General features: G+C 43.6%; 13 protein-coding genes. 7 read left to right on the forward strand and 6 right to left on the reverse strand.

The features are described 5' to 3' along the window. The first annotated feature begins 3 nt into the window (after window positions 1–3). Together F8R13_RS05880 and F8R13_RS05885 are read left to right on the forward strand one after the other, a co-directional pair. Window positions 4–3,066 (forward strand): efflux RND transporter permease subunit, encoded by a 3,063-nt coding sequence (locus tag F8R13_RS05880; RefSeq protein ID WP_152832538.1) that lies wholly within the window; start codon window positions 4–6, stop codon window positions 3,064–3,066. Window positions 3,067–3,210: 144 nt separating this feature from the next. Then, window positions 3,211–5,829: a bifunctional diguanylate cyclase/phosphodiesterase gene (locus F8R13_RS05885; protein ID WP_152832540.1), complete on the forward strand. Its 2,619-nt coding sequence runs from the start codon at window positions 3,211–3,213 to the stop codon at window positions 5,827–5,829. Here the strand turns inward: F8R13_RS05885 and F8R13_RS05890 are convergent. Next, a complete protein-coding gene (locus F8R13_RS05890; RefSeq protein WP_152832542.1) occupies window positions 5,826–6,074 on the reverse strand; it encodes a hypothetical protein in 249 nt (82 codons plus the stop codon). The genes F8R13_RS05885 and F8R13_RS05890 overlap by 4 nt on opposite strands. Window positions 6,075–6,085: 11 nt before the next feature. Further along, window positions 6,086–7,870, reverse strand: a complete 1,785-nt coding sequence (locus tag F8R13_RS05895) for a Na/Pi cotransporter family protein (protein ID WP_152832544.1) — start codon at window positions 7,868–7,870, stop codon at window positions 6,086–6,088. A 180-nt stretch (window positions 7,871–8,050) separates the two neighbouring features. Between F8R13_RS05895 and F8R13_RS05900 the strand changes: the two genes are divergently transcribed. After that, window positions 8,051–9,316 carry a GGDEF domain-containing protein gene (locus F8R13_RS05900; RefSeq protein ID WP_152832546.1) on the forward strand — a complete coding sequence of 422 codons (1,266 nt, stop codon included), beginning with the start codon at window positions 8,051–8,053 and terminating at the stop codon, window positions 9,314–9,316. A 3-nt stretch (window positions 9,317–9,319) separates the two neighbouring features. Here the strand turns inward: F8R13_RS05900 and nhaD are convergent, their stop codons facing one another. Beyond that, on the reverse strand, window positions 9,320–10,738 hold the full coding sequence (gene nhaD / locus F8R13_RS05905; RefSeq protein WP_152832548.1) for a sodium:proton antiporter NhaD: 1,419 nt from the start codon (window positions 10,736–10,738) through the stop codon (window positions 9,320–9,322). A 74-nt stretch (window positions 10,739–10,812) separates the two neighbouring features. Here nhaD and nhaA point away from each other — a divergent pair, with 74 nt between their 5' ends. Further along, entirely contained in the window at window positions 10,813–12,186 is a 1,374-nt protein-coding gene (gene nhaA / locus F8R13_RS05910) for a Na+/H+ antiporter NhaA (protein ID WP_152832550.1), read from the forward strand. Window positions 12,187–12,231: 45 nt separating this feature from the next. Here nhaA and F8R13_RS05915 read toward each other — a convergent pair whose 3' ends face one another. Both F8R13_RS05915 and F8R13_RS05920 read right to left on the reverse strand, forming a co-directional pair. After that, window positions 12,232–12,471, reverse strand: coding sequence for a hypothetical protein (locus F8R13_RS05915; RefSeq protein ID WP_152832552.1), 240 nt, complete (start codon window positions 12,469–12,471; stop codon window positions 12,232–12,234). Between the two features lie 2 nt (window positions 12,472–12,473). Continuing rightward, window positions 12,474–12,893, reverse strand: a complete 420-nt coding sequence (locus F8R13_RS05920) for a secondary thiamine-phosphate synthase enzyme YjbQ (protein WP_152832554.1) — start codon at window positions 12,891–12,893, stop codon at window positions 12,474–12,476. Window positions 12,894–13,092: 199 nt separating this feature from the next. On the opposite strand from F8R13_RS05920, the gene F8R13_RS05925 reads away from it, so the two are divergent. After that, window positions 13,093–15,807, forward strand: coding sequence for a methyl-accepting chemotaxis protein (locus F8R13_RS05925; RefSeq protein ID WP_152832556.1), 2,715 nt, complete (start codon window positions 13,093–13,095; stop codon window positions 15,805–15,807). Window positions 15,808–15,999: 192 nt separating this feature from the next. Beyond that, window positions 16,000–18,087, forward strand: coding sequence for a M3 family metallopeptidase (locus F8R13_RS05930; RefSeq protein WP_152832558.1), 2,088 nt, complete (start codon window positions 16,000–16,002; stop codon window positions 18,085–18,087). An 11-nt stretch (window positions 18,088–18,098) separates the two neighbouring features. Here the strand turns inward: F8R13_RS05930 and F8R13_RS05935 are convergent, their stop codons facing one another. Then, the gene (locus F8R13_RS05935; RefSeq protein WP_172967708.1) at window positions 18,099–19,028 is read right to left on the reverse strand and encodes a lipid A-modifier LpxR family protein; all 930 of its coding nucleotides are present in this window, start codon (window positions 19,026–19,028) and stop codon (window positions 18,099–18,101) included. Between the two features lie 321 nt (window positions 19,029–19,349). On the opposite strand from F8R13_RS05935, the gene F8R13_RS05940 reads away from it, so the two are divergent. Then, window positions 19,350–20,642, forward strand: coding sequence for an MFS transporter (locus F8R13_RS05940; RefSeq protein ID WP_172967709.1), 1,293 nt, complete (start codon window positions 19,350–19,352; stop codon window positions 20,640–20,642). The last annotated feature ends 50 nt before the right edge of the window (window positions 20,643–20,692 follow it).

The raw sequence follows: 20,692 nt of genomic DNA on the forward strand, positions 1-20,692 counted from the left end.
GCCATGAATATTGCTGAATACGCCATTAAGAAACGCACAGTCACCTTAATTTTCACTTTGTTTGTTATTGTTGCCGGTTATTTTTCCTATGAAAATTTAGGACGCCTCGAAGATCCTGAGTTTACGGTTAAGGATGCCTTGATTATTACTTATTATCCGGGCGCTAGCGCACAGGAAGTGGCAGAAGAGGTTTCCGACAAAATCGAAACCAAGATACAAGAGTTAGGGGAAGTAAAAGAAGTCCAAGCACTCAATAAACGCGGCACTTCAGTTATTACCGTCACCATGAAAAACAAATACGGTAAGAAGGATTTACCGCTTATTTGGCAAAAACTTCGTTCGAAGATTGATGATGTCATCCCACAACTCCCTCCAGGTGTTTCCAAACCTATCATTAATGATGATTTTGGAGATGTTTACGGCACGCTTTATGCAGTGACTGGTGAAGGTTTCAGTTATAAAGAACTGTATGACTATGCCAAATTTCTCAGGAAACAACTGCTACTAGTCAAAGATGTCGCCAAAATCGATATTCAAGGCCAACAGCCAGAAATTATTTACATTGAGTTGAATCGAGACAAGATTGCGACTTTAGGCATTGGTCTAGATGAAATTTTCGACAGTTTAAACAACAAAAATACACTGATTCCTGCCGGGAAAGTCAAAGTTGGACCCGATTACATCACCATTAATCCAACGGGTAAAGTGGACGCGGTCAACGATATCAAGAATTTAGTGATTGAATCCAAAGACCATGACAACAAATCTTCACGACTGATCTATTTGAAAGATATTGCCAAGGTCTATCGAGGCTATCAGGAACCTGCCAGTAAATACATTGAATTTAACGGTGTCAAAGCCGTTACTTTGGGTATATCCACGGTTCAAGGTGGTAATGTCGTTAAAATGGGTGAAGCAGTAGAAGCCAAGCTACACCAACTACAAGCCGAAATTCCTGTGGGGATAGAGCTGCACCCTATTTCATTGCAATCGGATCGTGTAACCGCCTCTATCAACGCCTTTATGGTGAATTTGATGGAAGCGGTGGTCATTGTTATTGCTGTTCTGATGATTTTTATGGGGTTCCGTAGTGCCAGTATTATCGGTACCGCATTGTTCGTTACGGTTATGGCAACGTTTATCATCATGAAAATGCAAGGCATTATGCTTGAGCGCATTTCTTTAGGGGCGTTAATCATTGCGTTAGGAATGTTGGTGGATAATGCCATCGTTGTCATTGATGGCATGTTGGTTCGTATTCAAAAAGGCATGGATAGAGTCAAAGCCGCCGGTGAAGTGGTTTCTCAAAGTTTTTGGCCATTATTGGGCGCAACGGTTATTGCCGTATTAGCATTTGGTGCCATAGGTTTATCGCAAGACAGTACAGGAGAATATACCCGTTCACTGTTCTATGTCATTTTCTATTCGTTGCTGTTGAGTTGGTTGGTGGCAATCACAGTGGTGCCTTTATTGGGTGTGATGTTCATCAAAGTGAAAGCAGGTGAAGAAAATAAAGATCCATTTGATAATAAGTTTTATCATGGATTAAAGTCCATTTTGGTTGTTCTTATTCGAAGACGTTGGATGACTGTCATGGTCATGATTGGTTTGTTGGCTTTGTCTTTCCTAGCATTTAGTAATTTAAAGAGCAGTTTCTTTCCTTCTTCGACACGTGACCAGTTTATGTTTCACCTTTACTTTGCTGAAGATACCGATATCAGTCAGGTAAAGAAAATCACTGATCAAATCGAAAAAGTGATTAAAAAAGACAATAAAGTTAAAGATGTCACCAGTTTCATTGACAGTGGTGCGCCAAGATTTCTACTGACTTATACCCCGGAAAAAGATCCTTCAGGTTATGGATTCTTGGTCATTACCGTTAAGGATTACCATGATATTCCAGAGTTAATGGCGAAGTTCCGACAGTATGTGATAGATCATTATCCGTCCGTACTGCCGAGACCTGAAAAATTTGCATTAGGTCCAACCAATCCAGCGGTAGAAGCGGTTGTTTATGGACCGAATCCTGATGTATTGCGTCATATTGGCGAAGAAATCAAAACCATTATGCGTGAAAAAGGGGGAACAGCGATACGTACTGAGTGGCGAGAAAGGGTCAAAGAAGTGGTTCCTATTTTTGATGAAGCACGTGCCAGTGAAGTCGGTGTGACTCGAGAAGACTTCAACAAGAGTTTAGATTTGAATTTCGACGGACTGACGGTAGGTTATTACCGTGAACAGGACGAAATGATTCCAATGGTAACGCGTGCTTCCGCACAAGATCGTTTGGATGTCAGCCAGATCAATAATATTCAGGTCTGGTCAAGTGGTGCGCGTAAATATGTGCCAATCAACCAAGTCATTAAGAAAATCGAAGTGAAATTCGTCGATGCAGCCTCCCACACCAAAAACCGTATGAGAAAATTCAAGGTGATGTGTGATCCGGCAATCGGCGCGTTGAAAAGCTCCATTTTCGAGAAAGTAAAAGCGCCGATAGAGGCCTTGAAGTTGCCGGATGGTTATCGACTGGAATGGGAAGGGGAATACAAGTCTTCCAATGACGCAAAAGAGAGTTTGATGGCGTCTATTCCAATGTTTGTGGTGATGATGGTGTTGATTGTTGTCATGTTGTTTAACTCTGTCAAAGAACCCATCATTATCTGGCTAACGGTTCCGTTGGCGCTGGTAGGGGTTGGGTTTGGACTTTATACTGCCGATAAGCCATTTGATTTTATGGCATTGCTTGGTTTCCTCAGTTTGACGGGAATGTTGATTAAGAATTCGATTGTTTTGATCGATGAAATCAATTTGGAGTTATCAAACGGAAGAGAGAAATTTGATGCAGTGATTCATTCCGTTCTTTCCCGAACCCGTCCAGTCAGTATGGGTGCATTAACGACCGTATTGGGTATGATTCCGCTATTGACGGATGCTTTCTTTGTGGCGATGGCCGTGGCAATTATGGCTGGTTTGGCATTTGCGACCGTATTGACACTACTGTTTGTGCCGGTGCTTTATGCGATATTCCATAAAATCCAAGTGCCGGAAAATGTTGGTAAAGGTTGATAAAATCTACCAGGTTGGGGTCAATTGAAAATTCCCTTATATTAATGATGTTTATCAATAAAACGACAAGAATTTATTGGTAGCGGTTAATGCGGTTAACTACACTATGTTGAATATTACAGTTGAAAATAGTCATTGTTTAAAATGGATTTAAAAAAACCGAGCATTCGAAAAATCATCTTGCTAGGCGCTCTAGCAGCGTCTTTATTGATTTTTGTTGGCTCTTATTACTTTTCTTCAAAGCTTTTTGAAAACTCGATTATCCAAAATAATCATCGTACGGCAGAGACTTTTTCCAGACTGACTTTTGACAACATGTATCAAATCATGAGTGAAGGTTGGACCAGAAAGCAGCTGAATGAATTCCTTGAAAAGACCCAAAAGACCTATGAATTATCCGATATCAATATCGATATTTTTCGAGGGCAAGTGGTCAGTAAGCAGTTCGGTGCCATTCCACAAACACAGTCGCTTTCACCAGATTTCAAAGCGCGTTTGGATCAGGTTTTCTTAAACAAAGAACCATTGTCGACTAGCCAAAATACTGTTTTGGACAGCTTGTTTCCGCTTAAAGCAGAGCAGAAATGTTTGATGTGTCATACCCAGGCAAAAGTAGGGGACGTTTTAGGGGTGATGCATTTTCGTCAGAATATGTCTCACACGCTATCAGAAGCCAATCAGCGTTTCTTGTTATTCTTCCTTTTCTTGTTGCCATTACCGATTATCGTTGCCTATTTAATCAGTTTGAAATTGAACAATTTCTTAGAAAAAGTCATTGATTCCCTCCGTACAAAAGTCGAAAACATTCATAAAGTTAGAGACTTGAAACATATCCAGTCCGCCGACATATTTTATGAGTTTAAAGAGCTTGAAAGGTTGGGTTCTGAGTTTGAAAAACTCTCGGAAAAACTTCAAACGGTTGCTGTTGATAGGGATATTCTCGAATTTGAAATCAAATTGCTCGATAAATTCATTATCACTTCAGAAGTGGTTCGCGATTGGAAAGAACATGTAAATCAATTGATTATTGAAATCACCAAAATATTGCCGATTTATGGGCTATTTGTGGTGTTTAGAACAGATGATGAAGAACGTTTCGGCATGGAAATTTTCTGGGCAGGTAAGCCTTCAGAAGAGATGAAGAAGCATTTTGAAAAAATTGCTGAATCACAAATTTTGGAACACCCGATTCTGAAATTGAATCCGCAAATAGATATCCACCACAGTATTTCCAATGATGAAATTACTTTGGATGCTATTCAAGAAGATATTGAAACTCAAGCGAAAAGCTTGATTCTTGAAAAGCCTCGTATTGGCGGGGTTGTGGGTATTGGTGTGCAGGCAGTTAGTCAAGATTTAACCCGTACTATCGTGATTGAAAGTATTTTGACGACCTTAATCAATGTTGTCGGATCAATCAAAGCCATCAACAAATATACTCATGATTTGGAATATTACGCCACGCGGGATCCTTTGACGAATTTGTACAACCGCCGCGTTTTCCACGAATTGTTGGACTACGAAATGCAACGTGCCGATCGTAATAACTATCACTTTTCGTTGATGATGATTGACTGTGATAACTTCAAACTTATCAATGACCGTTATGGTCATGCATTTGGTGATCAGATGCTTCAGGCTTTGGCTTACAAAGTTGAAGAAGCACTTAGAAATGAGGATATGTTCAGTCGATACGGCGGTGACGAGTTCTGTGTACTCTTACCGGAAACCGATATTGAGCAAGCGCATTTGATTGCCCAACGCGTGATGGATGAAATTCATCATATCGAAGAAATTGATCCCAGTGGCGAGCGTGTTTACCTGACCTGTTCGATCGGTCTAGCGAACTATCCTGAGCACGCCGATAACGCCAAGGATTTATTTATCGTTTCCGATAATATGATGTACAAGGGCAAACGCAACGGTAAAAACCAATTCTGCTTCCCAGATGAAAATGAGCTGGCGGATCTTTATCGAAGCAACACCGAAAAAAGTGCGTTCATCATGCAGTCCTTGGCGGATGAAGATTGTATCGAGCCGCATTTCCAACCGATTTTATCTTTTGCTAACCAAGATGGCGGTATTCAGGTTCATGAATTGTTGATGCGTATTCGTAAGGACGACGAATTGGTTTCGGCAAGTGAATTCATCGATATTGCCGAAGGCATGGGGGTCGTGCATCAACTGGATTACTTGTTGATTAAGAAAGCCTTTATCAAGATGCAGGAGCAAAATTATCAAGGGTTGATGTTCATTAATATTTCCCCTCGTGCGCTGATATTGAACGAATTCATCAACAAGGTGAAAGAATTGGCTAAGGAGTTTCAGATTGCACCGAATCGTATCGTGCTGGAGATTACCGAGCGTGAAACGGTGAGAAACATCAGCCTATTGGAAAAATTCGTAAGAGAGCTGAAATTTGAAGGGTTCATGTTTGCTATTGACGATTTTGGTTCCGGGTTTTCGTCTTTCCATTATCTGAAGCGTTTCCCAATCGATTATTTGAAGATCGAAGGGGAGTTTATCAGCAATATGTTGAATGACCGAATTGACTTCGCCTTTGTGGAAAGTGCGGTAACGCTTGCCAGATCGGTAGGTATTGAGACGGTTGCCGAATTCATCGAGTCTGAAGAAGTGCTCAAGGCCGTTAAAGCCTTCGGTATCACGATGGCGCAAGGGTATTTTATTGGTAAAGCCGAGCCGGAATTCTTAACGGAAGTTCCCGAAAGAGTTCAATCCGCTTTGGCATCCGACACCCTTTAGTAGGCCTGTTTATAACCTAGCTGACGCATACAGTCTTCATAGGAAATAGCGCCCATTTCGCCCTTGTAGATGTTCATTTTCGACACGCCATTACGGTCATTCCATGCGCCGGTGGCTTCACCTTTGCAATAAAGCATATCGTTTCTGAATGAATCATTGGTTTGACCAGGGGCTTTGATGAACTGCTGGTTGTGTGCACAACCGCCGAGAACCAGCAGGCCAGCGACTATCCATAACTTTTTCATATAAGATCCTTTTAGGTTTGAGGGGGAGGAGACAATCCCTTGTTTTGTAATCTTGCGATACGTTTTGCCAGAGTGTGTAAACGTTTCAAGGCATCGACGATTTGCATTTCCATCCGAAAAATGACCAGTCTGGATTCATCGGATTGCATATGTTTCACCTGATGCTTAAGCGCGATCTGAATCATTTCATCTATGGCGGACTTTGCCGAAAACACTTCTAAAGCTTTTTCTTTTTGCTGATCATCCAAAGCCATCAGTGCATTATTTAATGATTTCACCACTTCTTTGGTGATATTGCCCATTAATTCCTGCATGGTAGGGCTTACCTTAAGTTGATACTCGAACGTTTGATGGCGGGCATCTAACAGCCCATTTTGGATGGTTTCCATTACCGATTCCAGAATATTCACCACAGAAATCAATTCAACATATTTTTGCTGTTGTTTTTCATCAAGGTCAGCTCGTGAAACTTTGCTGAGATAAATCAGTATTTGATGTTGATACTGGCGAAGTTGTCTGAGGACTTTTTCTTCAAACTTAAGGGCATTCAACTGTACCGGATAATTATTGTTGATGAAGTGTTGGAACAGGTTGTTGAGTTTTTCCCGAAACACGTTCAATTCCATGATGACGGCACCAAACGCTAATTGTGGTGTTTGTAAGAAGTTGTCGTCCAAGTATTTTGGGTCGAAAGATTGTTGCTTTTCATCGTCTAAAATAGGCAACAGGCGATAGCTCAGCCAGACAAATCCTGCGAGCAACGGTAAGAAAAGAATCAAAGCGGAAAGTTTGAACAGGGTATTGGCGTTCGCGATTTCACGTGGGGTATCTGCTGCCAAGTTCATCATCTCGTTGAGGTGGCTACCACCTTCTGGAGAAATATAGACGGCCAATGTCGCCAAAGTGCCGATAAAGGGTAACCATAACAAGACGCCGAAAACGTTGAACATCACATGAATCAGGGCAGCCCTAATTGCATCGCGAGATTGTCCAATCGTTGCGAGAATTGCCGTGATACAGGTACCGATGTCCGCGCCCATGGACAGCGCAATACCGGTTGGAAGCGTCAAAAACCCTTGATTAGCCATGACGATGACAATCCCGATGGTGGCAGATGAAGATTGAACCAACGCGGTAAAAGCAAGGCCGATGAGTATGCCGTAAAGAGGGTGGTCGAGTTCTTTTAGGGTTTCTAGAAAAGGTTCGTAGTGTTTGAGTGGGGACATGCCTTCGCCCATCAAATTCATCCCGATAAACAAGAGCCCCAATCCCAACAGCAGTTGCCCGATATTTTTGCGGATATGAGTTTCACTGACAAATTGAATCAGAAAACCGACAAAGACCATGATGAGCGCTAAGTTGTAAATCTTGAAAGCAACGATTTGTGCGGTGATGGTGGTACCGAGGTTGGCACCCATGATGATGCTTCCCGCTTGCATCAAAGTCATCATGCCGGAGGCAACGAACCCGATCACCAACACGCTGGTAACGGATGAAGATTGGATAACCGCAGTGACTAAAGTTCCGGACAGAGCCCCCATCACACGATTCGTTGTCAGGGTAGCGAGTAGGGTTTTCATGCGACCGCCTGCGATGGACAACAGTCCTTTCACCATGAGGTCTAGACCGAATAAGAAGATTGCCAAACCACCAAGCAGCTGCAAAATCATCTCGTACCAATTCAAAGCGGTTTTTCCTGTGGAGGGTATTGTCTCTGCTGGTACGACAGCAAAAGCTATGCTTGACCAAAGTAGCAGTAGTAAAAGGGTTTTGAATGGACGAATTTGGATTTGCATAAAGCGCTTTCAAGTCTAATACAGAGTGAATACAGGTATATTTTGAACCTGTTTGGGGATGGAAAGGAGTAATTTTGATAAATTTTTTTGATTTTCCATAAAGTAATTTTACGTCACGATACGGCATTTTCGGTATTATGGAGTTTAGCGCTGTTGCTCAGGAGGTCTTAAACGTATTTTATGACTGAAAAATCAACGCAAAAAATCATCGATGAGCTTTTCCGACATTTTTATCGGGAGTTGCTTTCTGAACCTCACTACGCCGTGTTTTTTGAAAGTCATGACGTGGATTTGATTCGTCAAAAACAAGGACAATCTTTCCTAGAATTACTTGAGTTGTCCGACGAAGATATTCATGAAAACGGATTGAAAATCGGCAAAGTGCATATCAATATAGGTCTTCCTTTTGAAGATTTATATGCCGGTTATCACAAACTTCAACAGCTTATTCCTATCTATTTCAATGAACATTGGTTGGTGGATCATCAGCTTTTCAGAAGACTGAGTTTGCAGAAAATGGCGGCGGCTGAGGGCTATTTTCAGAGTTATATTCAGCAAATGGCACATGAAATAGCGATAACTCTCGAAAAACGCAACCTGTTGCTACGCCGCAGTTATGCTGAGCTCGCGAACCAACCACTCATATGTTTGAAAGAGATTCTTACTCATTTGCTGGATGGGAACTCGCCTTTACCCGAGATGGCTTATGGGGCTTGTCCGTTGACCGAGCAGTTGGCTAACCACACTTGCTTAGATGATGACGAAAGAACAGAGTTGGAAAAGCTACATTCCTTGCAGCATATCATGAGCCAAAACTTCCTGTTCTTTGTAAAAAGTAAGGAATATGCTTTGGCGGTTTTCCTGTTGTCCCGGTTTTATGGCATGGCACTGGATTTGTCGAACCGTATCGGTTTAGCGTTTCAAATGTCTTTTATTCAAGAGTTACAAAAAGATCCTTTGACCCATTTCTATCTTCGACATGATATGGAAGCCTTGATAGACAGCGCTCTGAGCCTGTCAATTGCCAATAAACGCAATGTTGCAATTGTTATGCTGGATTTAGATGATTTTAAATTCATCAATGACAGTCATGGGCATTTAGCGGGCGACCATGTGTTGAAAGAAGTCAGTGAACTCTTCTCGCAAGTTGTGCGAGAATCAGACAAGATTTTCCGTTATGGAGGGGAAGAGTTCTTGATCTTGTTGGACGGTGCGGGGATTGACGTGGCATCCGGTATTGCCGAGAGATTGCGCAAACTGATAGAAAACCATCCCTTTGATTTGGGGATGCATCGAACAACGAAAATTACCGCGAGTATCGGTATCGCAGCTTACCATCCTGCAACAATGGAAAAAGTGCCTTCAGCAAGGCACTTTATAGATATTTGCGATCGAATGTTATTGAAAGCAAAACACAGCGGAAAGAACCGCATCGAGTATTGCTAAGCTTTAGAACAAGTTAGCGTTAATGATACTGTGTACCCACACGCTGGCGAAATAACCTAAAAGAATTGCCGGCATCCACTTTAAATGCCCCATAAAGGTATATTTGCCTTTTGATTGTCCCATCAGAGCCACCCCGGCAGCAGAGCCGATAGAGAGCAAAGAGCCTCCCACACCAGCGGTCAGCGTTACCAATAGCCATTGACCATCCGCCATACTCGGATTCATTGTCAGTACCGCGTACATGACGGGAATGTTATCGACAATCGCCGATAGGAAGCCGACTGCAATATTCGCTTCGGTAGCACCCCATTGGTTGTACATTACATTAGAAGCCACGGTTAGATAACCGATGGTTCCTAAGCCGCCAACGGCAAGAATGACGCCGAAGAAAAACAACAGCGTATCCCACTCGGCACGAGCGATTTTGTTGAAGATATCAAAGCTGACAGGCTGAGAGATATGTTTGATGGAACCATCGCTGCCAGTGTTCATCTCATAAGACAATTCACCGGTTTTCTTCAGATAGTAAGCAAAGAACTGTAAGTAAGCTAAACCGGTCATCATTCCCAGTACAGGCGGTAATTCCAGGAAGTTGTGTAATGACACGGCAGTGGCGATGGTTGCGAAGAACAAGAAGATGATGCGCTTAGCGCCTCGTTTCATCTTAACCACCTCTTCTAATGCCTCAGGTTTTTCTTTCGGCAAGGCAAGCGACATGAAAATTGCCGGTACCACGAAGTTCACCAAAGCAGGAATAAACAAATCAAAGAATTCGTGGAATTGTAATAGCCCTTTTTGCCAAACCATCAGGGTGGTGATATCACCAAACGGGCTGAATGCTCCGCCAGCATTGGCTGCGATAACCACGTTAATGAAACCAAGTGTGACGAATTTCGTTGAATTAACGCCTACCGCCAAGATGACCGCACCCATCAATAATGCTGTGGTTAGGTTATCGGCAACGGGAGAGATGAAGAAGGCTAGGAAACCGGTAATCCAGAACAATTGGCGATAAGAGAAGCCTTTAGACACCAACCAACCTCTTAATGCATCAAAAACATGGCGTTCTTCCATTGCGTTAATATAGGTCATGGCTGCCAGCAGGAATAAGAACAGCTCTGCATATTCGAGAATGTTATGGCGTACGGCTTCTTCCGCCGCATTGGGAAAGCCATGAGTATGCATCACATAGGCAATTAGCATCCAGATGAGGCCGGCAGCGAGAATCACGGGTTTTGATTTTCGCAGTTGGGTGAATTCTTCTGTCATTACCAGAATGTAGGCAACAACGAAAATTCCCAAAGACAGATAACCTGCCCAGTGAGCCGTTAAATCCAAGTCGTTGGGTGTTTCGGCGGCAAGCACCATTCCCGGAACAAAAACCAGCATCAGTGCGAAAAATGCGGAGAACAGGGTCTTCATCTATATTCCTTTAAAAAGCTGTAATTATGTGTATTATAAGGAATTGATGTCATAAATGGGATTAATCAAAGTAGATGCAGAGTTTAAAAGAATACAAGTTGTACGCCCCTTGGGAAAAGGTATTCAATCGTTTAGCAACACCGTTTGAGCGTTTTTTACATCAACAAACCACGACGGGTTTGGTGTTGATGTTTATGACCGTGGTTGCGCTGGTTTTGGCAAATTCGCCTTTAGCGGATGCTTATGCACATATTTTTCATACGCATATTGTCGTTGGTATCGGTGATTACAAGATAGATCATTCCTTGCATCATTGGATTAACGATGGCCTGATGGCACTATTCTTCTTTGTCATTGGCTTGGAAATCAAGCGAGAAATTCTGGTAGGCGAGCTTTCCGATGTCCGTAATGCCATACTGCCGATTGTTGCTGCATTGGGTGGTGTCATTATGCCTGCAGTCTTTTATTACAGCATCAACCAAGGGTTGCCTAGTGAAAATGGCTGGGGAATTCCGATGGCGACGGATATTGCCTTTGCCATCAGTGCTTTGGTGTTATTGGGCAGAAGAGTGCCGACGGCTTTGGTCACGTTTTTGGTCGCACTGGCGATTGTAGATGACTTGATGGCGGTGATTGTGATCGCACTGTTCTACACCGAGCAGATTCATATGATACCTTTGATGGCGGCACTAGGATTTTTCTTGGTATTGATTCTGTTTAACCGTTTCGGGATTCGTAAGCCTTTGCCCTATTTCATTATCGGTGGCTTCATGTGGATTGCCATGTTGGAATCAGGCGTACATGCGACGATTGCAGGGATTCTGACGGCAATGGCTATCCCGGCTAAGCCTTCATTTGACCCTCAGGTTTTCGATACTCAAATGAAGGATCTGACCGAAAAATTCAAGTCTTACAATGTGCAAGACAACTTCCAACTGCACGAGGAGCAGGAGCCGGTTTTGCATGAAATCACCCATACGGTTCATGGCGTGCAAGCGCCATTGAACCGCTTGGAGCACGACTTCCATTTGCCAGTGAGTTTAATTGTCATACCGCTGTTTGCGCTGGCGAATGCCGGGATTGCGATTAACTTTTCTGAAATCGAAAAAATGGTTTTCGAGCCGGTCACCCTTGGCGTTATTGTTGGTTTGGTTGCCGGTAAAGTCATCGGTATTGCCGGGATTTCGGTATTGGCGATTAAACTGGGTATCGCCAGGTTGCCAACCGACTCGACCTATTCCCAGTTATTGGGGGTTTCCTTCTTAGGCGGGATAGGTTTCACCATGTCGATCTTTATCGCTGGCTTGGCTTGGCCGGGCAATGAAGCTTTCTTGCTCCAAGCCAAAGTCGGAATTCTATTGGCTTCGTTATTTGCAGGATTGTTTGGCTTTATCTGGTTACGCTTCGTTGCAAAACCGACACATCTGAAAGATAGGGTGCTGGGCTAGGCATTGCCTGTTTAGCAAACCCAGTCATGGCTGATGGGGAAAGGGTTAATCCAGGGTTAAATGCAAAAACATTTCTGGATGGGTCATTTCCTCATTGGCTTCAGAGTTGAAATGGATTTCATAATGGGTGTAATCCGTATCTTTTTGGGAAATCAGCTCTTCGCCGACCTTTTTTAAATAATCCGGGTCTTTATGTTTGGTTTTAAACATTAGGTTATGTTTACCATAGACTTTTAAAACAAAGTGTTCTGTTCCGATGAGTTCGGAGTTGTCTGTGTCGCTCATTTTTATTCTCCCTGTACCGTGACAACCAAATGACGCTCAAATCTTCCTGTGCGGTGTTCATAAAGAAAAAGTCCTTGCCAGGTTCCTAGATTGAGCCTGTTACTCGAAACGGGGATGGTTTGGCTGGACTGGGTAATCATACTGCGGATATGACCGCTCATATCATCATCACCTTCATAATTATGCCGATACGCAGGGTCCCCGTCCAATATCATTTTTTGCATCCAATATTCAATGTCTTCTCTGACAGTCGGGTCGGCATTTTCGGTGATAATCAGTGATGCGGAAGTATGTTGGCAGAAAACATGGCATAAGCCGGTTTGAATCCCAGATTCCTTAACGCACTGCTCAATTTTATCCGTTATCGAATAAGTGCCGCGTTTGGGGGTGGTCACCTTCAATAAGGTTTGAAATGTTTTCATATCGTTTCTCATTTTGCTCCCAAGAGGGAAATGACATCCTAAATAACCCAAACGGTTCCACATGGAACGTTTAGGTTACGTAAAAACTCTAATTTATTTGAAATATCGCCGTTTTAAAAGGCTTTTTTCATAAAAGGTTAAAAATTCTCTTATCCGCTTTTTGCTATTGTTTGCCAAAAATCTGGATAAGGAAAATAGGATGTTGAAATTAAAGAATAAGATTATTCTGAACTTAATGCTTGTAGGAATTTTACCACTTATGGTGGTGGTTTCCATTTCTTGGTTTTTGACCAAAGAGGAAATCTCTAAAACCACCTACAGTCATTTGGAAGCGGTCAGAGATCTGAAAGAACATGCCTTAGCCGACTATTTCCAACAAGTGAAAGCGCAACTGCTCAATTTGTCTTCAACCAGCCGTGTGCAACGTATGGCGGGGTATATTGCGCCCAATTTTGCTTATATGGTGGATTTCCTTGCGGTGAAAAAAGATGAGCAGAAGGCCGCCGTTAAGCATTTCTGGGAAACGGATTTTGCCAAGGAGTATCGCAAACACAACCCAAACAATGATATTGATTTGGATAAATTGTTTTCCGAAATGGATTCCTCCGCCATCAGCGCCCAATATTTATATTTGGCATCCAACCCTTACCCTGTGGGTCAAAAAAACAAGATGCTGACCGCCAAGAAAGATGAATCGCCTTATTCGGACTTTCATTCGTTGAATCATGCTTACTTCAACCGTTACCTCAAAAATTTCGGTTTGTTTGATATTTTTGTTATCAGTAATGACGGGCGAGTGGGGTACAGCGTTTACAAAAATCTGGAGTTCGGAACGGACTTGAATAAAGGGCCTTGGAAAAACTCAGGTTTGGCACAGGCATATCGCATGGCCAAGAAGCTGAAAAAGGGCGAAGTCTATTTAGAGGATTTTGCACTTTATACGCCTTTTTATGATGCGCCGAGCAGTTTTATCGCCACTCCGATTTTTGATGATGATGGACGCCAAGGCACGCTGGTCTTCCAGTTGCCATTGGACAAAATCACTCAGGTGATGAGCGTGCGCTCAGGCATGGGGAAAACCGGAGAATCCTATTTGGTCGGGCCGGATGGCTTATTGCGCTCGGATACACACCTTGATACTTCTCACTTCAATGTTGTGAATGCGTTCCGTGATCCGAGCAAATACACCATCAAAACCCCTCAGGTCGAGCAAGCGATTAAAGGTCAAAAAGGGGTAATGGAAACCACCAATTACCTACATGAATCGGTATTGTCTGCTTATGCACCCATCGACATTCTCGGTAAGCATTGGGAAATGATTGTCGATGTCAATACGAAAGAAGACTTTGCCTCTCTGACGCAATACATGAAGTTGATTATGATTGTTACCGGCATCATTTTAATCGCTTTGATTTTGGTTGGTGTTGCCTTGAGTCATAGTATTACCAAGCCGATTTTGAAAATTTCCGAGTTTATCCGCACGGTCGGTAAAACCGGCGATTTTTCACTGAAAGCAGAATTGAAGTCAAAAGATGAAATCGGTGAAATGGCAAAAGCCTTCAATGAAATGACGGGCGACTTATCGGCGATTTTCAAAGAAATCAACTTTGTGGTCGATCAGATTTCCAAAGGGCAATTCCAGCATAAGATTTCCGGGGAGTTTTCCGGTGATTTGGCGACACTGAAAACCGGTGTGAACACCTCTGTGGAAATGATTGAAAAAACCATGAACGTCATTCGTACGGCGTTGGAAAATCTTGAGAAAGGAGATTTCGAGACCAAGATTCTGGTGGATGGCGATATTCAAGGCGGTTTCCAAAAGATTCTTTCCAATCTTGCATCCGCGATGTCGGGATTGAACTTGATTATCAATGAAATCAACCAAGTCATGCGTGAAGTCAAACACGGTAACTTTAACCACCGTTCCGAGTCGGAAGCCAAAGGGGAGTTGAAGTATCTACAAAACAATATCAATGTGTCGCTCGATGCGCTGCAAAGTGCCTTCTCCGAAATTAGACAGGTGGTAGAAGCCCAAGCGAAGGGCGACTTAACCCAGATGATCCAAGGCGATTATCCGGGAGATCTTGGGATTCTGGCGAAGGATTTGAATGATGCAACGCAAGCCAGTCAAATTGCTTTGCATCAAGTGAGTTTGAACGTTCAGTCGGTTTACGACAGCGCGCAAGAAATTGCGCGGGGAAGTGAAGATGTGTCGTATCGAACGCAGAATCAGGCGGCAGCGCTGGAACAAACCGTGGCAACCATGGAGCAGATGAATTCCGCAGTAGCGCAAAATGCCGAGAACGCGCATAGTGCCGCGCAAAAAGCGGAGATGACGGCTAAAACGACCGAAGAGGGACGTGTTGTCATGCAGCAGCTTCAAAGTGCCATGATGGAGATTGCGGAATCCAGCCAACGTATTCCAGCCATTATTGAGCTGATTGAAAGTATTGCGTTCCAAACCAACTTATTGGCACTGAATGCCGCAGTAGAGGCAGCAAGGGCAGGAGAACAGGGTCGAGGCTTTGCCGTGGTGGCGTCTGAAGTGAGAACCCTGGCGGGGAAATCGACCTCGGCGGCTCACGATATTAAAGTCTTGATTGAAGATTCGGTTTCCAAAGTTGATTCCGGTACAAAATTGACGCATTCTTCTATGGAGTTTTTAGACAAAATCCATATGAGCATTAAGGAAGTGAACAGTGTGGTGGCGGACATCAGCCATGCAACGGCAGAGCAAAGCATGGGCATCAAACAGGTGAATACCTCTATGATGTCAATCGATGCTGACAACCAGCAAAACGCGGCGCTGTCCGAACAAACCGCCAGTGCTGCGGATGGCTTGAAAGAAATGGCGGAGAAATTGGAACAGTCCATTTCGCAATTTCAGCTTTCCAACCGATTAGAAAACTTTTAGCCAGCGGTCTTAGCCAAGTTAAAAGGGGGAGATTTCCCCCTTTTTTATTTGTCCGTTTTTATCATTCCTAGAGTCGTTTTTGGGAAAGCTTATGTTGTTTACCCTGTGATGTTCTGTCAAAAATTTTCAACAGGACAGGGATGCACTATAATTTGAGCCAAGCAATACAGATTCTAATTAAAGGCGAGCAAGATGCAACATTCTGGAGTTTTAACCAATCCTCTGTTATCGATCGAAGGGTTACCTCAATTCAACGCGTTTCATGTGGAACACATCAAGCCGGCGGTAGACACGCTTCTAAAGGAGAACTTGGCAACCGTTGACGCGTTGGTGAATATGACCGAGACCCCAACCTGGCAGAATTTTGTCGAGCCTTTGGAGGCATTGAGTAATCGTCTGGAACGCGTTTGGGGGCCGGTGAGCCACTTGGATGCGGTGAAGAACAACGACGCCTGGCATGAAGCCTATAACGAATGTCTGGCACCCATCACCGACTACTATGCGCAAATGGGGCAAAACAAAGGATTATTTGATAAATTCGAGACACTTGCTCAATCTGAAGAGTACAAAGACTATTCCTTGGCGCAGAAAAAGGTAGTGGAAAACGCATTGCGTGATTTCCGGTTGTCCGGCATTGATTTACCGCCGGAAAAGCAACAGGAATACAAAACCATTTCGCAGAAGCTTTCTCAGTTGAGTAGCCAGTTCAGCAATAATGTCTTGAAAAGTACCCAAGCTTGGTCAAAGCATATTAGCGATGAATCCGATTTGTCCGGTTTGCCTGAAACATCCATGGGGTTATTGAAGCAGTTGGCGCAACAACGCAGTGAGAAAGACGGTAAGGACTATTCCGGTTGGATGGTGACATTGGATTTTCCTTCCTATTTGGCGGTGATGACCTATGCCGATAATCGCTCTTTGAGAGAAGAGGTTTATCGTGCTTTTGCAACGCGTGCTTCAGAATTGGCGGATGATCCTCAATATGATAATTCCGCTTTGATCCGTGAGATTCTAGCGTTAAGACACCAAAAATCTCAGTTGCTTGGTTTTGAGCATTTTGGCGAATTGTCGCTGGCGACCAAAATGGCGGAGTTGAGTGAGCAGGTGACGGGCTTTATCCGTGATTTGGCAAAACAGTCCAAACAACAAGCAGAAGTTGAGCTGGCGAAGTTGAAGATTTTCGCAGAAGAGCTTGACCCCAACCTGGCAGATTTTCAGCCTTGGGATGTTAGCTATTATTCCGAGAAATATAAGAACGAAACCCTGTCTTTATCGCAAGAAGCACTCAGACCTTATTTCCCGGTGGAAACGGTATTGAAAGGCTTGTTTGAAATCACCGAGACGTTATTCGGGGTAAAAGTCCAGCTGAAGGAAGGCGTAAAAACTTGGCACCCAGATGTTCGTTTCTATGAGGTGATGGAAGGCGATAAGCCGGTAGCAGCTTTCTATTTAGACTTGTATGCGCGTGAAAATAAACGTGGCGGCGCCTGGATGGATTCGGCAATTAGCCGTTGGAAAACCCCTTCAGGGGCGATTCAAACACCGGTCGCTTATTTGGTGTGTAATTTTACGCCGCCAGTCGGTGATAAACCTGCTTGTCTGACGCATGACGAAGTCACAACGCTCTTCCATGAATTCGGCCATGGTTTGCATCACATGTTGACGGAAATGAGCCACTTTGATATTTCCGGCATTAACGGTGTGCCATGGGATGCGGTTGAGTTGCCGTCTCAGTTTATGGAGAACTTCTGCTGGCATCGTGAAAGTTTAGATCTGATGACTTCCCATGTGGAAACGGGGGCGCATTTGCCGGATGATTTATTGCATGCCTTGCAGAAAAGCCGAGGGTTCCAATCGGCGATGATGATGTTACGTCAGTTGGAATTCAGCCTGTTCGATTTCATCGCACACACCGATTATGATCCGAGTGAACCGAAGGAAATCCTACAACTGGCGCAGGAAATCCGTGATGAAATCGCCGTGATTCAACCGCCGGAATATAACCGTTTTGCTCAGAGTTTCAGTCATATTTTTGCAGGCGGCTATGCAGCGGGTTACTTCAGTTACAAGTGGGCAGAGGTGTTGTCCTCCGATGCATTTGGTCTGTTTGAGGAGCAAGGCATTCTTAATCCTAATACCGGTGCTAAGTTCAAGAACACGATTTTGGCAGCCGGCGGTTCAGTTCATCCAATGACGTTATTCAAGAACTTCCGCGGCCGTGAGCCGAGTGTTGAAGCTTTGCTAAGACATTCAGGAATAGATACGGATAACGCTGCTTAGGTGATGGGGAATTAGAATCCCCAATGGAAGTTTAAGCTGGAATAACGGAAACGTTTTTCCGGCTGATCGTCATAATACTGCGGTGTCGATTTGGTGCTGTAGTTCATGCTGAATTGGTTATAGGTAAAGCCGATGCCCACATCGAATAGTGGCCAAAAATTTCGTCTTCGGACGATGGGCCTATCGTCAGTGAATAAACGACCATCGGTTAAGAGATTATAGATTTCGTAATCAATATTGACGGTGGAGTAAACGAACCAACCCCATCCTTTGTTGAATTTGATGGTGTTGAGTTGGTTGTCGAAAAAATTCGGAGCGCAATTATCAGCGTAGTTGATGCCTAAACCAGCCCCTACATTGGTGCTAAAATTCCCTAGTTGACCACTCACGGTATAAAAACTTTGAAAGCCTTTCCCGGTGAGATTATCAATGTCATTCTGCAAACTGACATGTAAGTTGATAGTTGGTTGGTTTGGGTATTGATGGTCCCAGCCTTTTTCATTGCGGTTACCAATGAGTTTATGCACACCATTCTGGATTTCTTCACCACCACTACCTGGCCCGATCCAGCCCAAGTTCAGTTCCATGCCTAATTGTTGACCTTGATAGGCTTCTATATGACGAAAGTTAATATAGCTCCAACCCGTATTGGCAAGGGGTTTGACTTGTGAGTCATTGTCAATTCTTAAAGTATAGATCTCCGTTGCGAGCATGAACTGATCCATTTGATCTGTTTTAGGGGAGAGACTACTGTGCAAGGGTTTGAACAATGGATTGAACAACCACTCGTTGAAATCCATTTTTTGTTCTGTCCAGATAAGATGGGAACCGGCGGTATATTCGCTATCTGTTCCGAAAAGAATATCGTTATCTAAATTGAAGATGAATTGACTGGATTGGTCGTTGGCGAGTGGCCCGGCATAGCTTGTTGCGCTAGACATGCTTAACCCTAGTGCCAGTAAGCTCTTAGCCATGAGGGAAAATACAACGCGATGCCGAATGCGAATAACCATGCAAAATAAATTGTTTTCTATAAAGTGTAATGAATATTATATTTTTTGTGTTTAAAAATCACCTAATTTTACTTATGGCCTACCATTATCAAAATGATTTGCCCCATAAATAAGAATGAACCTGCTGATAAATCAACTTGTTATAATCCGCCGTCGGCCTAGGCAATTCACTAGGGGTTTTGTTAAAAGTCGATTAAACTTACGGTTTCTGATGAAATTTACACACTGGTTTTACCAAGGTTAGATGTTGTGACACGGTCATTCTTTTTCGAAAAACGATTTTTCCCACTCTTTTGTGTCCAATTTTTTGGCGCCTTCAATGATAATGTCTTCAAGAATGCCTTGGTGATGCTTATCACTTTCAAGTTAGCAAAAACGCCGAATGAAGCAGGCTTGCTCATCACGCTTGCAGCGGGTTTATTCATCTTACCGTTTTTTCTGTTTTCCGCATTTGCCGGTCAGTTGGCCGACAGTCATGACAAGGTAGTTTTGATTCGAAAAATCAAACTGGCTGAAGTCCTGATCATGCTCACCGCCGCCTTCGCCTTCTGGACTCAAGACGTTCACCTATTATTGGGCGTTCTGTTTTTTATGGGTGCGCAATCCGCATTTTTCGGGCCGATAAAATATGCCATCCTGCCTGAATATTTGTCGGAATCAGAGCTGTTGAAAGGAAATGGCTGGTTTAGTGGTTCAACGTTTATCGCTATCCTGTTGGGAACATTATTCGGTGGTTGGATGGTTTTGACTGATAGTGGGCTCGAGTGGGTCTCGCTTGCCGTTATTTTGATTGCGTTGGCAGGTTATCTTGTTAGTTTGAAGGTGCCGTCACTTGATGAACAACCCGAAGCAGTGCGTTTGGAGTGGAACTTTTTTAAGGCCATCGGGCAAGAAATTGGCCATGCTCGTCAGTACCCGCAGGCCTTTTTTGCCGTATTGGCGATTTCCTGGTTTTGGTTTCTGGGCGCAACCTATTTAAGTCAGATGCCGGTGTTGGTGAAAGAAATCCTTGGTGCCAACGATTCGGTGGTGTTGTTATTTTTGACGCTATTTTCGGTTGGCATCGGGCTGGGTGCCTGGTTGGTGAATCAGCTGAAGTTGGCAGTCCATAGCATTCGTCAACTGCGTTGGTTGGTGCTACCCTTGCTGGGCATCACGCTGGTGATGCTGTTGTCCAATGTCCTGATGCAATCCTCACCACATCAGAACGATTTACTGACGTTACCGCAATTCTTAAGCAATCCGCGCCATGATGTTATTCTTGGGCTGATGGGTTTGATTGCCATGTTGGGCGGTACCTATATCGTTCCGCTTTATACGTTGTTACAGATTCAAACGCCGGAAGGCAAGCGTTCGCGAATGGTGGCCGCCAATAATATTCTCAATGCGATTTTTATGGTGGCATCCTCCTTGTGGATCATGTTGCTCTATGCTTATGACTGGTCTTTGGTGTCAATTCTGATGACCATAGCGGCGTTAAATTTGGTTGCCGCAGCTTGGGTGTCATGGCGTTCAAAAAAATTGATTGTAGAAGCATCCTGATGGATGACTTTAATAAAAATAAAAAATTGGTGTAAACGGAAATAGGAAAA

The organism is Hydrogenovibrio sp. JE_KL2, assembly GCF_009296185.1.
Lineage (GTDB): Bacteria > Pseudomonadota > Gammaproteobacteria > Thiomicrospirales > Thiomicrospiraceae > Hydrogenovibrio.

What these genes read in the sequence shown, in the direction of transcription:
- F8R13_RS05880 (WP_152832538.1), top strand. Translation starts at nt 4, where the DNA reads ATGAATATTGCTGAATACGCCATTAAGAAACGCACAGTCACCTTAATT.
- F8R13_RS05885 (WP_152832540.1), top strand. Translation starts at nt 3,211, where the DNA reads ATGGATTTAAAAAAACCGAGCATTCGAAAAATCATCTTGCTAGGCGCT.
- F8R13_RS05890 (WP_152832542.1), bottom strand. Translation starts at nt 6,074, where the DNA reads ATGAAAAAGTTATGGATAGTCGCTGGCCTGCTGGTTCTCGGCGGTTGT.
- F8R13_RS05895 (WP_152832544.1), bottom strand. Translation starts at nt 7,870, where the DNA reads ATGCAAATCCAAATTCGTCCATTCAAAACCCTTTTACTACTGCTACTT.
- F8R13_RS05900 (WP_152832546.1), top strand. Translation starts at nt 8,051, where the DNA reads ATGACTGAAAAATCAACGCAAAAAATCATCGATGAGCTTTTCCGACAT.
- nhaD (WP_152832548.1), bottom strand. Translation starts at nt 10,738, where the DNA reads ATGAAGACCCTGTTCTCCGCATTTTTCGCACTGATGCTGGTTTTTGTT.
- nhaA (WP_152832550.1), top strand. Translation starts at nt 10,813, where the DNA reads ATGCAGAGTTTAAAAGAATACAAGTTGTACGCCCCTTGGGAAAAGGTA.
- F8R13_RS05915 (WP_152832552.1), bottom strand. Translation starts at nt 12,471, where the DNA reads ATGAGCGACACAGACAACTCCGAACTCATCGGAACAGAACACTTTGTT.
- F8R13_RS05920 (WP_152832554.1), bottom strand. Translation starts at nt 12,893, where the DNA reads ATGAAAACATTTCAAACCTTATTGAAGGTGACCACCCCCAAACGCGGC.
- F8R13_RS05925 (WP_152832556.1), top strand. Translation starts at nt 13,093, where the DNA reads ATGTTGAAATTAAAGAATAAGATTATTCTGAACTTAATGCTTGTAGGA.
- F8R13_RS05930 (WP_152832558.1), top strand. Translation starts at nt 16,000, where the DNA reads ATGCAACATTCTGGAGTTTTAACCAATCCTCTGTTATCGATCGAAGGG.
- F8R13_RS05935 (WP_172967708.1), bottom strand. Translation starts at nt 19,028, where the DNA reads ATGTCTAGCGCAACAAGCTATGCCGGGCCACTCGCCAACGACCAATCC.